The following is a 16,158-nucleotide window of genomic DNA, read 5'->3' on the forward strand; positions in this document are numbered from 1 at the left end:
TGGCAAAACTTTTAGCCCTCTTTTTAAAAATGTGCTAGTTACATTTGTTGCTAGCGGCGAAAAAACGTGGCTAGTCAGTCGCTCACATCATTCTAGATTTTTGACTACCTGAATTTTTATGAGATTTAAACTCCTGAATTTAAATGAAATATTGATAAAAAAAGATAGGTAGTATTTAAATGTAAGAAATCAACAACTTACATACTCTGTTATCCAGTTAACTAAATGTCAATATTTATGTCAACAATCCCCAAAACTTCCACAGATTCCGTTTTTGATATTTCCCTAGAATCTATAGCTAAGACAATTTCCTACTTATCTATAGAAGGCTTAGGTGAAATCAACACAAATACTAATTTGTTTAGCCATTGGCCTAGTGCCGATCAATGGCAATCCTATCAGCAAAAAGTTACTCTCACCATTCTTCATGAATTACCCAGTGCTGAAAAAGAGGAGATCGAAGCTAATTTAGCCGCAATTGATAGTGATTTTAACAACTCCTTAGAAAAATTTGTGCAGTTTAGCACAGAAGAAAACGGGACAGAAAAAACCTCCCAAGTCGTAAACTATCTCTATGACTTGCTAGACCGTTGTGAATCACTGCAAAAACAAATTTATGAGCCCACTAGCCCTATTCATCACACTTACCCCTACTTTGCCCATAGTTTTCTTCTTTATTTGGCCGTTATAAAGGCTTGTACGTGTTACAAAAATGAGATAAATGAGCCACAGTTAATCCAGGGATTGCTCAACCAAACTATTTTTTATATTTCTGCTGCCGAAAAAAGTGCTTATTCCCAAAGAAAAGCTGAAATTAAACAACGTAGAGGAGGGGCGAGATCTGAATTAATTTATGTACAGGACAGCCTCTTTCAAGAATCGTTAACAGAGTGGTATGATGTCGGCGAGAAATTTCAAGAAATAGATGCTCTCTATCAATACCTACAGTCTAAAGTGCCGTTAGATTATGTCCAAACTATTCCCTTTACTCAGGGTTATGAAATAATTGGACTTCTAATTGGAAATTCTTCAGATGCAAAAACAGGTCAAATTACTATTGAAAGAGATCAAGGAAAATGGGCTGAAACTGTTGAAAGCACCTGGGAAGTAGCGGAATCGAGTGCTGTGTTGTTACTCAGATATGCTCCGCAAGATGCTACCCAACGTTTAGTCGCTGCAAAACTATCTGACAAAGAACAGGAAATGATCGCTGAAGCGTCTATAGCACTTATCACTGGTGTTATTGGCTCTTTGCCTATACCAGGTGCTGCTTTATTTGCGAATACATATGGTTTATTGTTGGGATGGATAACTAATCAGGGTAAAGAAGATCCTTGGAAACAAGTGGAAGATTCTCTGAAGAAATACACTGATCAGGCTGTATTGGGTTTGGAACTAACCATAATCAAGAACGATTTAGCATTTTGGGAAACGCAATTTGACGTTATCTGTAAGGACATAACGACATCTAACTGGAAACCAGGTAATACCCTAAATAGTGAACTGGCAACCCGTCTTATAAACTGTTACGACGCGATCAAAAAGATCCAATATCACCTTTATAATCCCTATAGCCAGAAACATACTACCTTGCCTTATTTCGAGCGATGTTCAACTCTTTACTTTGCTGTTATGCCAACAGTAGTTCAATGTTTGAAAAGTTATGATCTTCGGACGGAATATGAAACTTTCTTCAATCGTACCTATAACTACTTGCATGATGCGTATCTTTCGGCGGGAGAATACAGACGATCAACAATTAAATATAAGTGGGGAGGTTTTTTCAACCATCTTAATTATGTTCGAGATAACGTTACTGGACGGGATTTAACTGACTGGTGGGATCCAAGTGGTCGGTATAATGTAATAGAAGCTCGATACAATCTTTTGTATTGGATTGTACCTTGTTTTTACGAAAGCCAAATGGGTATACGCAGAATGTTTGCTTCATTCGACTCACTCGTGAACATTTATAACCAAAAACTGGGGAAGAAGATGCCTCTCTTGACACCCTTTTTAGATAAAGGACTTAGCAATGTAGCGTCTATGTGTGAGGGTTATGTCAGGACGGCCACTAATGCAGGTTATCCTTCAGCTGGTGTTCGCTTTGGTCTGTTCAAGAACTATTCTCTTGAAGAATTCAAAGGTGCAACATTCTATGTAGATGCCTATTATCAGGGCTTACGTACACAGCTAACAGTAGGAGGCTATCCAGACATCACCAAAATAGGTATACCAGAAAATTGTATTAGCTCGGTCAAAGTTCCCAATCGCTGGAAAGTTACTCTCTATGAACAACGTGATTTTAAAGGAGCATCAAAAGAATTCATAAGTGATACTAAGTATGTGGGCGATGACTTTAATGATAAAGCATCTAGCATCAAAGTTGAGATTGATCTCTACCAATAGAGGTAAATGTCGAACAATAGGGATACCAACTGGACTTTAAGAAACTGTCAAGAAACAACAGGACTTATGTACGCAAAAGCAACGTTGGCTTGAAGATGAGCCGAGTACCAAGAAGCTAAACTAAAAAGTGCGATCGCGGATCTTGTAATGCGATCGCTTTTTTGTTAATTCGACTGCGACGATCGCTTTTATTTCCACCAAGAGATAAGCGATCGCCTTTTTTAGAAGAGAGCGATCGCTTTGTTGTTGATTCAACTGGGGCGATTTCACTACACGCTTTTTGTTTGCCTTTGAAGATGCGATCGCATATTGTTCTTAAATAGACATTAGTATTTTATAGATGCTTAAAACCTATTTTAGTGCTAATTTTTACATGGTTATAGGTTTTGGTCTCCCTGAATTTAACTGAATTTTCAGAGTCCTGAATTTAACTGAATTATTGAATTGAAAAGCCAAGCATACTTGAAATATGGAATTGCAAGTGTTGTTCATCTGATTCAAAGCTAAGTAATAACACAAAATTAATTACACACATTCTCTTGCTGTTCCCCGTTCCCTGTTGCCTACCTTTTTGTGCAACTACTTATGACACATCAAAATCTACCTACTGCCACAGTTTTGTAATCGCTGTTAAGGCTACCTGAAATTTTTTGTGTAGACTCTTTTACGCTTTTGAAAGTTACCTGAACGAAAAATGTAAAATTTCGTGTAAACATTCAAAATGTCTGCAATTTTTAGATTAAAAAATACCAGCGTAATTCCATGTATATAAAGACACGGAGGATATTAATTCCATGAAATCTCTAGCTAAAATTTTTGTTGCTTTTTTAGTGGCTGTAACCATTGCCTTTGGTGGTTTTTATGATCATGCTAATGCTGCGTCTTACCCTTATTACGATGACTATGAACTCTCTGAAAATATAGAGCTGAACCGTAAAACCCCCATTCCCATCAGTGTCAGCATAGATGCGAATCAAACTATAGACCAAATAATAAACCTCGTACACTATTCGCAAAAGTTTGTTATTGAGGTGGCTAACCAAACTAAATACCCTTTAATTCGTGTAGGTGGTTACAATGATTCATCAAATTGGCCTGTTGGTGATGTTAGTTCATTGAATTTAGTCGGACAACAAATTAGTGGTAATTCTATTGGTGGTAGTTTTTCGTTTGCGGCTAACTATGCAATTGGAGACACTGGAAAATATGTACAATTTGCGGCTTCATGGCCTTATATAGGTTCCAGAAAAGTTCACCTCAAAGTAATTAATCAAACTGGTAATGAGCCAGCAAAAATCGCTTGGAAAGAAATGGATGGTGCATATGATAAAAATCTCAATAATGATCCTTTTAAGGCTCGTGCTTTTATCACACAGAAAGGCGACTCAGTTATCTGGGTCTATAACGTGCAGAACCTGTGGTCACTCACTAGATAGATAATCCCAAGAATAAAGCTCAATAATTATCTTTTTGCGGTTCGTGCTAACCTCAGACATAACGATAACTTAATCATGTGTTTGTCTGAAATTCAAGTAACAAAATTATAGACTTTGTTGCTAACAGACTTCCTCAAATATCAGGATGAATCTATCTGTAAAGGGGAGTTATTTCCCCTTTTTTTAATTTCAATTGAGATGAAATAAAGCACTTAATTTTAACTAAGGATGTCTAGATAATGGAATCTCTAATTAAAACTTTTCTGACCTTTTTACTCGCTATCAGCATTGCCTTTAGTGGTTTTCATGTTCATGCGAATGCTGCACTTAAATCAATCGCTTTAGACCAAGCTCAAGTTAGTTTATCTAGTGATTTACATCCCGCAATTCAGCCAAATGAAACTTTAGAAATACCAGTAAATACATTAACCTACAAAACTGCGCTTGAGATCGCCAACAAAACTAAATGTTTTCTTAAACGTGTAGGAGTTTACAATAATTCCTTAGATTGGCCTCTTGGTGATGTTATTCCCTTGCAGTTAGTTGGTCAAAAATCTAATGAAGATACTTTTTCTTTTGCAGCCAATTATCAAATTGACTGTGGATTAAATGCAGAAAAAAGAAATGTACAATTTTCAGCTTTATCAGGGAGTGATGGTCAGAAAAAAAGCAATATTGCCGTCCTGAATCAAGATGGAAATCAGCCAGCAAAAATCGTTTGGGATGAAATGAAAAACTATAATGAAAAATCCATCGATAATTATCCTTTTAAAGTTTATACTGTCATCAAACAAAAAGACCAAACATTTATTTGGATCTATGAAGTTACAGATAAAAAATAGCTTTACTCTCGTGATACAATCTGGCGATGCAGAAATCGCTTTTTTGTGAAGTTTAGACTCTAGCTTAATTGCCGTTCTTTATCTAGAAATTAGATTTTGTCAGAAATTAAATTTGGCTGATGATGTAACTCTTTTGCCTCAACTAAAGACTTCAACATATCAACATCTACCTACTGCCACAGTTTTGTAATTGCTGTTAAGGCTACCTGAAATTAGCTGACATTTTTTGTGTAGACTCTTTTACGCTTTTGAAACTTACCTTAATGAAGATGTAAAATTTTGTGTCAAGATTCAAAATGTCTGCAATTTTTAGATTAAAAAAATACCAGCGTAATTCAATGTATATAAAGACAGGGAGGATATTAATTCCATGAAATCTCTAGCTAAAATTTTCGTTACTTTGTTATTAGCTGTAACCATTACTTTTGGTGGTTTTTATGGTCATGCTAATGCTGCGCCTAAAAAGAATTTCATTGAGGTAGTTAACAAAACCAAGAGATGTGTTCTTAGACCTCCAGATACTTACAGTAATTCCTCAAACTGGCCCATTGATCAGGTTATACCATCGATGGTAATTAGCCGAGAAGTTATTAATAGGACTGATTTTTCTTTCGCTGCTAATTATAAAATTGAATGTCAAGAACCAATGAGAAGATATGTACAATTTGCAGCTTCATTAGGTCTTGATGAGCAGCCAAAAATCAATGTTGCAGCCATTCCTATTGAGGGCAATCGGCCAGCGCAAATGGCTTGGATAGACATGAAAAATTCTAATGAAAAATCTATCAAGATTCGCCCTTATCAAGTTCATGCTGTGATTGAGCAGAACGACGAAAAAATTATCTGGAGGTATGAGCTGACAGCAGAATATGACTTTTTATAATTTTGTTAGAAGGGTTTCTAGGTTTGTTATCATAGTGTCTCCAATTAGGAGAAGCAATTGGGGTAAATTTAAGGAGATTAGTTGTTCAACTTGATAGAATTTCTAATCACATCACTAAAATAACTACGATACAATTGACAACGTGGCTCTACTTCATTACCTACCAGCTTTACCAAACCCATACTCTGCAATTGATAAGCTGAGATGGTTTCCAATCTAACTGGTTTCGTCGAAGTAACCACTTTTTCAAATGCTGCCATGAGTTTTGGTTCATGTTGTAAACTCAACCAATATTCTCGCAAATGATGACGATAAATACCTGCATCTGTTACCGCCTCTGCTAATAATTGTTCCAGGGTGATATGGGGATAAGTTTTGAGATGAGAAAATGCCTGCTGCAACAGATAAGGATGACCACCTACCAATTGCATTAAGGATTCTATTAATAGTTCATCTCCAACTAATCCATATTGCCCTGCAAATTCTTGTGCCTGATCTCTAGTTAGTTCTGGTAATTCAATGGGTAATCCTACATTAAAAGGTGATTGATTAATATTCAAGCGAATATAAACATCCGTAGCATGAGCGATCGCTATCCGGAGCTTTTTCCAATTTGGACGACTTCTGGCTTTTTCATACCAAGAACGCAACAACCCAAAAAAGTCTTCATAAACTTCAGGATAAGGGAAAAGCGCATCCACGTCATCTAGGTAGATAACTAGGGGACTTTCATTGGCAGGCAAGAGGTATTCTTCTAAATAAGTTGTGCAACTTACCTTAGCACCCATACCTTCTTCATCCCAATACTGATCTAACTGATTGGGTAACTTGAGTTCACGGCTGAGATTGAGACAAAACCAACGCAAAAATTTATTCAGGTTAGTCAGATGAGTTTGCCGATCTGCCATCTCTAAACTTAAACTAGCCGTCCGATAGTTTTCTTTTGCCACTTTACCTAACACTCGTTCCATGAGGGAGGTTTTACCCATTAATTTAGGTGCTTTAATCCGAATCAGAGAACCAGGTTGTAACAGAGTTTCGTAGCAGAGAAATTCAATTGCTAATCGCTCCACATATAATTCTGGAACAGCTAAATTTTGTTGACTTTGACGTAAGCAGGTCGCTGGTTTTGCTGCTTTGTGAGTGTGATTTTCTTGTATATTTTTAGGAGTTATTGATTCTGGGATTTGTAAGTAAGATGGGGAGTTAAATGTATTATCCCAATTCCGTTGCAAAGCTTCTTTAAAGTTACTTTTGCGGACTTTTTCTCCCAGAGCTTCTGTGAGCAAATTCCAGAGCTTTGGTGCAACATCTTGACTAATATAGCTTGTTGCATACTGATGTCTAGCTGCAATTTGATCGTATGCGTATCGTTCCCAAGCTCCTTTAAGGACAATGATTTCAATGTCACTTAACTTTCTACAGAACTTAGTAAAAACTGCTTGATTAGCAATTTTAACTGCCTCATCTAAGTCAAAATACATAGTTTTTACGTGTAAAATTTTACTAAATACAATTTTTTCTGACTTGAAAGTAGTGTTAAAGGTTGTTGAAAAAGTGCTTTACTATGATTTTATAAACTTTACTCTTCCCTCATAAAACCCTAAAAAAGCCCACTTCAAAAGGAGGGACTTCGCTCCTAATTCCCCTCTTTTTTTAAGGGAGTTAGGGGGGGGATTAACAAGTGTTTAAAAACACAGCCAACTACTTTTAAAACATCCTCTGAGAGAACACAGGTGTCAGTCTGTGCTGAGTAGTATCTCTTTATTTATGTATTACACAATGCTTACTTATGTAATCTCTGCGATGCTATTGATTATTTCATCAATAGCTATGTTCATAGCAATTCCCTCCCTTGTGGACATAACAGACATAGTATTAACTTCAACACTGGTCGATAAGATTCCAGAATTGTCTTGATCTGATATTACACAATGTTGGAAGTGCGATCGCATCGATAATTTCAGTGTTTTAGTTTGTTTTGGAATGGCTAATTTTAGATACTATTGACCTATAGTTTTAATAAGAATTACTCTATATGTATAAAAATATAATTTCTTTATCCAAATAAATTACCTGAAATTTCTCAGAGGAAATTTGTAAGAAAACTTTAGCTTTGATAAAAATTAACTATAGATGATCTTCAATCCAACTGTTATTAAAAATTGATTCATAAATCCGGTTGTGGATTTTTAAATAACCTTGTTGCTTAATCAATAAGCCGGATAATATCAATTCTCTTACTTCCGGCGTTTCTACTGCACTCAGTTGTTTTAACTGCAAAACTTGTTGATATAGTGCTAATATTTGACTAGTATCACACTCTCCTTTGAGAATGCGATCGCGTATTGTCCTTAAATGTTCTGGTTCGTCTTGGGCTTCCCAGTCTTCGATGATATTTGTGCGGATTAAATTTTCCACCCATGCCTTTTCAGTTTTCTGGGGGACAGAAGCCGATACACTGCGAATTATCTGGCAAATCTTTTGAGTTAAAAATGGTTGCCCGTTAGTCCAGGACAAAACTTCATTCAGCACGGCTTGGGGGTTACTCACTTTGTCTGCAAGTCCTTGCAGCAAGGGTTGGGCTTCATGTTGTTGGAAGCCATACAGTTGAATTGCTTGACCAATATTGAAAGGTGTTCGGCGATAATCAGTAATTAAATCATTAGGAGTAGCAACACCAAATAAGGCAAAACATAACCTTTTATACTGGGAATTAAGACCACGCTGGTTATAACAAGAACGAATGAGTGAGAAGAAGTCATTAACAGCAAAATCTAACTCTAAAACACTATCAATTTCATCTAAAAAGATCACGATTTGAGGTTGTGTATTCTCTGGTAATTGTACTTCTTTTAATAAAACTTCCTCAAAAAATCGACTTAATCGCTGTAAAGGAGCAATATCCAAGCGGTCTTGCCACCAAACTTTTAAATTAACCTTGTCCAACAAGTCAAAAGCTTGCCACAATTCCACAGTTAATCCCTTATACCATTGTTCTGGGGTAATGTTTTCGTTGCCTATTCGCGTCATATCTATAGCAGCACAACAAAAACCCTTTTCCTGTAAATGATGCCTCATCCTTACCATCAAACTGGATTTCCCCATCTGTCGAGTATTCAGGATATAACAAAATTCTCCACTTTTTAATGCTTTATAGAGATAACGGTCTGCGGAACGGACTACATAAGTAGGTGCATCAATAGGCAAACTACCACCTACTTGATAATCATAGGTTGAGGCTTCTTCAGCACTTTTGAGCAGAGCATTTTCAAACTCTAATTTTGCTTGAGTAGCTTTGAGAATTTCTAGGGTTTGTGATAATTCTTGAGTACGTTCTTCTACTTTTTCTTCTAGGGTGGTGTAGAGACGAGAATTTTCAATAGAAATAGCCGCTTGGCTAGACAGGATATTTAAAACTTGGACACGATCTGGTGTAAATGCGCCAGTTGTGAGATTATTTTCTAAATATAAAATGCCGCTCAGTTTCCCTTGAGTGAGTAAGGGAATACATAGAATTGATTTGGATTGAGTGGCGATAATGTAGGGGTCACTGCTAAATTGTCCCTCATTGACGGCATCATTAAGAACTACATTTTCCAGAGTGCGAGCCACATAGTTGATGATGGTAGTAGCCAGCAAAGGAGTTTGAGTAGAAACGGCTGGCGAATATATGGGAATAGACTGTAGGATTGTAACTTCATCAGAATCAATTGTTCCTACTGCTTCAATTACCCAGTTCTCATCAGAATGCAAAAGCAAAAAGCCTTTTTGTGCGCCTGCATTCTCAATCATAATTCTCATTAACTTCGCCAGCAACTTACTAAGAACAATTTCCTCAGCTAGAGCTTGGGAAGCTTTAATAACTGTGCTTAAATCAAGTAATTCTCCATGAGCATTAGTAACCGAAATAGTTGTACTAATGCTTTTAACTTTTCCTAAATTGGTCGTCCCAGTCAAATATTGTGGATATTCATCTTCTAATTGCTTGATTTTGGCTTTAGCTCCCCAGCGAGTATAACAATAGTGAGCATTTCTCAGATATAATTGCCCAATTTCTTCCCTACCTAGTTGTAAATAAAATTCTGCTGCTCGTTCATAAGCTAGAGCTTCTTCATGGATAAATTCATATTTCTTAGCACCTTGAATAGCCTGCTCATAAAGTGTTTCAGCTTGCCAATATTGACCTAATACTCGCGCTTTTTCTGCTGAAACTAAATTATATTTATGTTGAAAGTTTTCTGGGCAATTTTGAGACCAGATTTTCATACTCTCCTGATTTTTGTCTACTTGTTTGAGAAATTCTGCTTGCTGTGCGACATCACAGCTATGATAAGCAGCCAGAAAACTCAGAGAAGAATAGAAATTATGTTGAGGTGCTGTTAAAAATGAGCTAGAAGCTTTGACATACTGTTCCGCCTGCATACCATTAGCAGCAGCATAAGTATAATCCTTTAGAAGATAACAGTAAAATGTCTTTGTGAAATAAACAAATAATATTAACCATTGACTGTTACTCTGAATCCACTTTTCTAAATATTCCTGTTCTTCAGTGATATTATTACCAATTATCAACTGATTAGAAGTCTCTACACTGAGTAATTTACTGGTTAATTTATAAAATATTTCTGTCAGGAATATCGAAAATTGTTGCTGGAGATTTTTGATGGCTACAGAATATTTTTGGTAATCCTGTTCAACCTCTGCTAAATTTTCTCCCCCAAATAATCTGATCAAACAATAATTTATCGCTACATAAGAAGCAAACTCATTTTCTCCTGTATCTATACCTACTTTAAATCCATGTATTAATTTATTTTGTGCAACTACATTCCTGAGATGCTCTCGCCAATGCCAGATTTGTCCATAATACATCTGCATAACAAAGGCTTCAAGTTTACTAATATTAGAGCTTTCTACTAGCTTGAGAGCTAAATTGCCAAACCTATAACCATAATCAACATCTTGTTTGATGCTACATAAAAGCATTCCATAAGTACTATATATATAAGCCGCATTCGGTGGGTTGCCATATTTTAAGCAGAGATTCATCTGCGCTAATATAATCTCTACAAATAAAGGAAAATTTGTCGTATGTGTAGCAGAAACAATTTGTTGTAGTATTTGAATAACAGCTATTTGATACTGATCTGTCATCACAGGTAATTGATGTAGATATTCAATATTATTCCCCTGTAAGAATGTTTGAATTAAATTTTGTTGTTGTTCAAGTTTCTTCTCTATATCGCTGTGTTCTTGGACAATATTTGTTCCCAACTTGCTTAAAATCTTCATGGCAATATCTATTGCCTGATTAGCTTGAAATGTCGTGTAATAATAAAGTATTTGTAATTGATAAACTTTGGCTTCATCGAGAATATTTTGGGCTTGTGCCAAAATTGTGGCAGATAACTCCTCAAATTGCTCAAATTTAGTATTTAAGTACAGCAATTCTAGAGTTTCTATATGCAGTTCCCATGTTAATGTGTACTGACCATACCAGCTATTCGCTGTTAAGAGTTTTAATCCTGTCTCTAGATATTTAAGTGCAGGTTGATAAGCTGTTGATGCTTTAGCTCTTTTAGCTGCTTGCAGATTTAATTTGGCTAATTCATCCTGCTCAAATTGCTCTGTGATTAATTCTGCTCCGGCGTTGAGTTGGTTCACAATATTAAAAATATTTTCTTCTAACTCATCTTCTGGAGTGTTTTTCAGCAACAGGCGGCCTATTTGCAGATGAATAGCTCTTTTCTCGGCTGCTGAAATTAGACTATACGCTGCTTGCTGAACCCGATCATGGGAAAATTTGTAGAGGATAGATTCAGGATACTTGGGAATAAAAGCAGATGATATTTCAGCCGCATCATTTGATATTTCTTCCTGACTCCATAGCAGAGGTACTTGATAATCCTTACTTAAAGGAATAATCAATCCTGCGTTGATAGCTGGTTCTAGTGCTTGAGCAGCAACTGTTTGAGATTTACTACTCACAGTAGCCAGGATTTCTAAATTGAATTGATTACCTATACAGGCAGCTAATTTTAAAATATTCTGGGTATTGGTAGTGAGTTTTTCAATTTGACTGACCATGAATTCAACGACATTATCAGTTATACCTACACTTTGAATTTGCTCAATATCCCATTGCCAAAATCCTCGTTTACTTTCTGTTTGAGTCGGAGTAATTGCAGGATGAGTAAAAAATAAAAGCTTTTCCTTATAAAAGCCTTGTAATAATTGCGTCAAGAAAAAAGAGTTGCCATCGGTTTTGTGAGTAACTAACTCTGCTAGAGAGTACGAATCTTCTAATGAACAATTTAGAGTATCAGCAATTAATTGATTAACATGATTGATGGCTAAAGGTTGCAGTTTGATTTCATTAACTGTAATTTCTGTCTGTTTAATTTGCTCTAAGGTTGCTATTAAAGGATGAGTAGGACTGACTTCATTGTTGCGATATGATCCTATGATCAATAAATATTGATTATTAGCATGAGTTATTAATTGCTCGATTAAATTCAAAGATGGTAAATCTGCCCATTGTAAATCATCAAGGAAGATAACTAAGGGATGTTCTTTTTGGCAGAAAATACCAATAAATCTGGCAAAGAATAAGTTAAACCGAATCTGGGCTTCAGTTGCTCCTAGTTTTTCAATAGGTGGCTGTTTACCGATAATCTTTTCTAACTCAGGAATTACATCAATGATGATTTGACCATTATTTCCCAAAGCTGTTGATATTTTATGTTGCCAATTTTTTAAAGTTATTTCCGGTTCACTGAGGAGTTGATAGATTAAGTGTTGAAAAGCCTGTGTAATTGCTGCGTAAGGAGTAGTTCTTTGCAACTGGTCAAATTTTCCCTGAATGAAATATCCGCGTTGGCGTGTAATTGGTTTGTGAATTTCATTAATTAAGGCGGTTTTGCCAATACCTGAATAGCCAGAAACCAATATCATCTCAGTAGTACCTTGGCTGACTCGCTCAAAGGTAGTTAATAGTTGAGTGATTTCCTGTTCTCGTCCATACAGTTTTTGCGGAATATGAAACTGGTCGAAAATATCCTGAGTTCCTAAAGGAAATTGAGAAATCTGTCCGCAAGTATTTAATTGTTGCAGACAAGTTTCTAAATCTGCTTTGATTCCCCAAGTACTTTGGTATCGTTCCTCTGGAATTTTTGCTAGTAATTTCATGACAATATTAGATACTGTCAAAGGAATAGAGGTGATTAGTTCATGGGGTGTTGTCGGATGTTGGGCGATATGACAATGAACTAACTCCATCGGATCATTAGTTGCAAATGGGAGTTGATTGGTTAATAATTCATAGAATGTCACACCCAAAGAATAAAAATCACTGCGGTAATCTATGCCTCGGTTCATTCTACCCGTTTGCTCTGGGGCAATATAAGCTAAAGTTCCTTCTAATTGATTAATGTGCCAAACTGTCTGATTTTCTGCGGATAAACGGGTAGAAATGCCAAAATCAATGATTTTTAATTGGTCAGTGCTGGGATTATAGACTATGTTGCTAGTATTAATGTCTTTGTGGATAATATTGGCTGTGTGTATGGCTGCTAAACTTTCTGTAATTTTGATGGCAAGGGTGAGAAATTCTGTTAGTTTATATTTATGTTGAGAAATTAAGAGTTTTAAAGACTGACCACCAAAGTCTTCTAAAAGCATTACTAAACTATTTTGATATCGCTTTAAGTCATAGGCTTTAATAATTTTATCTGAGTTAAAGGAACGAATAATTTCATATTCTTGTTTATATCGGGTTAATTCTGTGGGAGTGGGGTAGTTTTCTTTCAGAATTTTGAGGATAATTGGTTGGTTTTCTGGCTGGAGAATACCTCGATAAACTAAGGAGTTAGCACTTTCGTATATTTTCTCAGTTTGTTGATAATTGATTATGCTATTCATAGATAATATGTAATGGTGTAAACAATTTCATCAGGACTTACGCACCAAGATTGTTTATGAAGATTGGGTGTAAGGGTGTGTGGCGTAAGGGTTTTAGATACATACACCCCTATACTCCGGTACCCCTACACCCTCGCCAAAACCTTTGATTTTTCGTTTTGATGCGTAAGTCCTATTCATATTTGGAATCAGGGCTTTAGAACTAAAGTCAAGTGAAAGATAGATAATTTTAGGGGCGCAATATATTGCGCCCCTATCTGTGTAGCTGATGTCAAAGATAAAGCTTGATAATTCTCGGATACCTCTAACTACAACTTAGTGGTATGTAAGGAAAGGGAGGAGAAAAATACCGCACATCGACTAAATACTCTTCGGGGTTACCAGAGCCTTTTCTCTTATGAAAAAATGGAATTGATGTTGCATCTTCTGTCTTTGGATCATCTTCAGCATCAGCCCAAGCTTTAATATCATCAATATTGAGATTATCTGAAGAAGGTATTGGGGGATAGGGAATAATGGCTTGATAAGCAATAGAATTATTACCAGGACTTAGTGACATTTCAATGATATCGCCTTTAAAGGTATCCCAAGATACTTCTAATCCATACTTCATTACTATTTCACCTGTACTCAAAATCGGTTGAGAAACCTGGTGATAACTGACTATTTCTCCTAGTTTACTGGTATATTTTCCATCTTTATCCACCCCATAATATGCTTGTCCTGATAGCAATAAGCCTAAAGCAATTCCCTGCCAAGCTCTACTATTAGGTAAAATCAAAAATCTAGTTTTTTCAGTGTCATATTGAGATTTAAGTGGGTAGTATATATTGAGATTATCTGGTTCTAGATGGTCAGAAGAGGTATTTTGATCAGATAGGAAAATTTCTCTAGCGATAAGACCATCCAAAATATCGATTTTATCACCAACAAATTCATGCCATTTACCTTCAGTAAAAGAATTCCATAGTTCTCCATTATTATTATCTTTTGCGTGTAAATAGGCATACCAGGTTTTGGCAATTAGTTGGGATGTTTTGCGAGTATGTAGTAAAGTTCGGATTGGCTCGTAAAAATTACTTATTTCAATGGAATGACTATGTAGAAACGTCTTGAACGGAGTTCCAGAATTTAGATATTTTCTAGTTAATGTATCTATAAAACCTTCGGGAAAAACTACTCCACTCGAAGGTAAGTAGGTTGCTATATTTGTATCTGCATCGTTTATATTGCACTTATTTATACATGGAGATTTAGGATAATCATTTAGCTTTTCGATAGTTTTATCATCAAGCTGATAGTCAGAAAAATATATGCCATCTGTGGTATTTTCTGGTCTAATTCTTTGTCCAGCTACTATTGTTGTACGTATGAATTTACCTCTAGTTTGATCAGGGATAGGTTCAACTAATAGTATCTGATAATAGGCATTGTCGTACCAGGAGCCAGCTTCCATTGCATCTGCTCCGCTACCTATATGTATTGGTTTTTGTATTGGTTTTTGTATTGTATTTTCGTTATTTGCGTCGGACATAATGATATTCTCCTCTGAGTATTAACAAACTTGAGAAAATTTCAAGCCAAACCGTAAAAGCATCTGGGATTATCCCAAACAATCTTCTGCACTATTTCTGGAGATAACTGCGCTTCAAGCTCTACAACGTTTTTCACAATGTCCGGTTGATGATCCATGTGGGGGTAATCAGAACCGAAAATTAAGTTATCTGAACCGATGTACTCAATAACTTGAGATAAGTAAGGTTCAGCAGGTTCAATGGCGACAAAACACTGACGATGGAAATACTCTGATGGCTTGATGCTTACATGATTTTTTACCTCCCAAGATAAATTTTGGTACTCTTCATCCAGTCGCCAAAGCCAGTAAGGAAGCCAACCACAGCCAGACTCTAAAAAAGCTACCCGCAAATGAGGGTGACGTTCTAGCACGCCTCCTTCAATCAACGCTAATAATGCCATCATCTGTTCTATGGGATGAGAACAAGCGTGCATGGCAAAACGAGTATGAAATCGGTCTGCACCTGTGGTTGGTAAGCGGCTGTGTGTTCCTTCATGAATTCCCACAGCTATATCTAATTCCTCGCAGGCTGTCCAAAATGGCTCATAGGCAAAATCGCTCAAAAGTCTTCCTTTGACGGGGTTAGGGCGTAAGAAGACAGATTTCCAGCCAAAATCAGCTATGCGATGTAGTTCTGACACCATTTGCTCTGGAGCGTGAAGATTAATCGCGCCTACTCCTTTCAATTTGTCTGGAGCATAGCTACAAAATTCTTCGTATAACCAAGTGTTGTAGGCGCGGGTAAATGCTCCTACAACTTCTGGTGGCATACTATCAATGGCGAAGAGCCACAATCCATAAGTGGGATAAAGAAAGGCTATATCAATCCCCATCTGTACCATTGCTTGCAGGTGAGATTCTGCATCGTAGCGATGAAAATAAGCATGGGGATGAGCCTGCATCATCTGGCGATTTCCCTCTTCCCGCATCTGTTGGGATATCTTTTCTGCAATGTCTTCGCCTTGAATTTTCATGTCTGGCGAGGGTGCAAAGTGCTTAAATTCAGGGGCGAGATATTTAGCCCACATCTGCGGAGGCTCAATCACATGGGAATCAGCATCAATAATTTTGTATCCGTACAACATATAT

At 36.6% G+C, this 16,158-nt stretch carries 9 protein-coding genes; 4 read left to right on the forward strand and 5 right to left on the reverse strand.

All coding sequences use genetic code 11. The features are described from left to right. Positions 1–237 precede the first annotated feature (237 nt). The gene (locus H6G79_RS12810; RefSeq protein WP_190590218.1) at positions 238–2,409 is read left to right on the forward strand and encodes a hypothetical protein; all 2,172 of its coding nucleotides are present in this window, start codon (positions 238–240) and stop codon (positions 2,407–2,409) included. Positions 2,410–2,529: 120 nt separating this feature from the next. Here the strand turns inward: H6G79_RS12810 and H6G79_RS37320 are convergent, their stop codons facing one another. Then, positions 2,530–2,664, reverse strand: coding sequence for a hypothetical protein (locus H6G79_RS37320; protein WP_277877242.1), 135 nt, complete (start codon positions 2,662–2,664; stop codon positions 2,530–2,532). Between the two features lie 539 nt (positions 2,665–3,203). Here H6G79_RS37320 and H6G79_RS12815 point away from each other — a divergent pair. The 3 genes from H6G79_RS12815 (at position 3,204) to H6G79_RS12825 (ending at position 5,570) form a co-directional block, all read left to right on the forward strand. Then, complete coding sequence (locus H6G79_RS12815) at positions 3,204–3,845, forward strand: hypothetical protein (protein WP_242048304.1); 642 nt, start codon at positions 3,204–3,206, stop codon at positions 3,843–3,845. 239 nt (positions 3,846–4,084) lie between these two features. Next, positions 4,085–4,687: a hypothetical protein gene (locus H6G79_RS12820; RefSeq protein ID WP_190590217.1), complete on the forward strand. Its 603-nt coding sequence runs from the start codon at positions 4,085–4,087 to the stop codon at positions 4,685–4,687. A gap of 370 nt (positions 4,688–5,057) precedes the next feature. Further along, a complete protein-coding gene (locus H6G79_RS12825; protein WP_190590216.1) occupies positions 5,058–5,570 on the forward strand; it encodes a hypothetical protein in 513 nt (170 codons plus the stop codon). 77 nt (positions 5,571–5,647) lie between these two features. On the opposite strand, the gene H6G79_RS12830 is transcribed toward H6G79_RS12825, so the two are convergent. The 4 genes from H6G79_RS12830 to H6G79_RS12845 form a co-directional block, all read right to left on the reverse strand. Further along, positions 5,648–7,054 (reverse strand): AAA-like domain-containing protein, encoded by a 1,407-nt coding sequence (locus H6G79_RS12830; protein ID WP_190590215.1) that lies wholly within the window; start codon positions 7,052–7,054, stop codon positions 5,648–5,650. 646 nt (positions 7,055–7,700) lie between these two features. Then, on the reverse strand, positions 7,701–13,493 hold the full coding sequence (locus H6G79_RS12835) for an AAA family ATPase (RefSeq protein ID WP_190590214.1): 5,793 nt from the start codon (positions 13,491–13,493) through the stop codon (positions 7,701–7,703). 304 nt (positions 13,494–13,797) lie between these two features. Beyond that, on the reverse strand, positions 13,798–15,027 hold the full coding sequence (locus H6G79_RS12840; RefSeq protein ID WP_190590213.1) for a hypothetical protein: 1,230 nt from the start codon (positions 15,025–15,027) through the stop codon (positions 13,798–13,800). A 41-nt stretch (positions 15,028–15,068) separates the two neighbouring features. After that, the gene (locus H6G79_RS12845) at positions 15,069–16,154 is read right to left on the reverse strand and encodes an amidohydrolase family protein (protein ID WP_190590212.1); all 1,086 of its coding nucleotides are present in this window, start codon (positions 16,152–16,154) and stop codon (positions 15,069–15,071) included. Between the last annotated feature and the right edge of the window lie 4 nt (positions 16,155–16,158).

Source organism: Anabaena sp. FACHB-83 (genome assembly GCF_014697485.1).
Taxonomy (GTDB): domain Bacteria; phylum Cyanobacteriota; class Cyanobacteriia; order Cyanobacteriales; family Nostocaceae; genus Nostoc_B.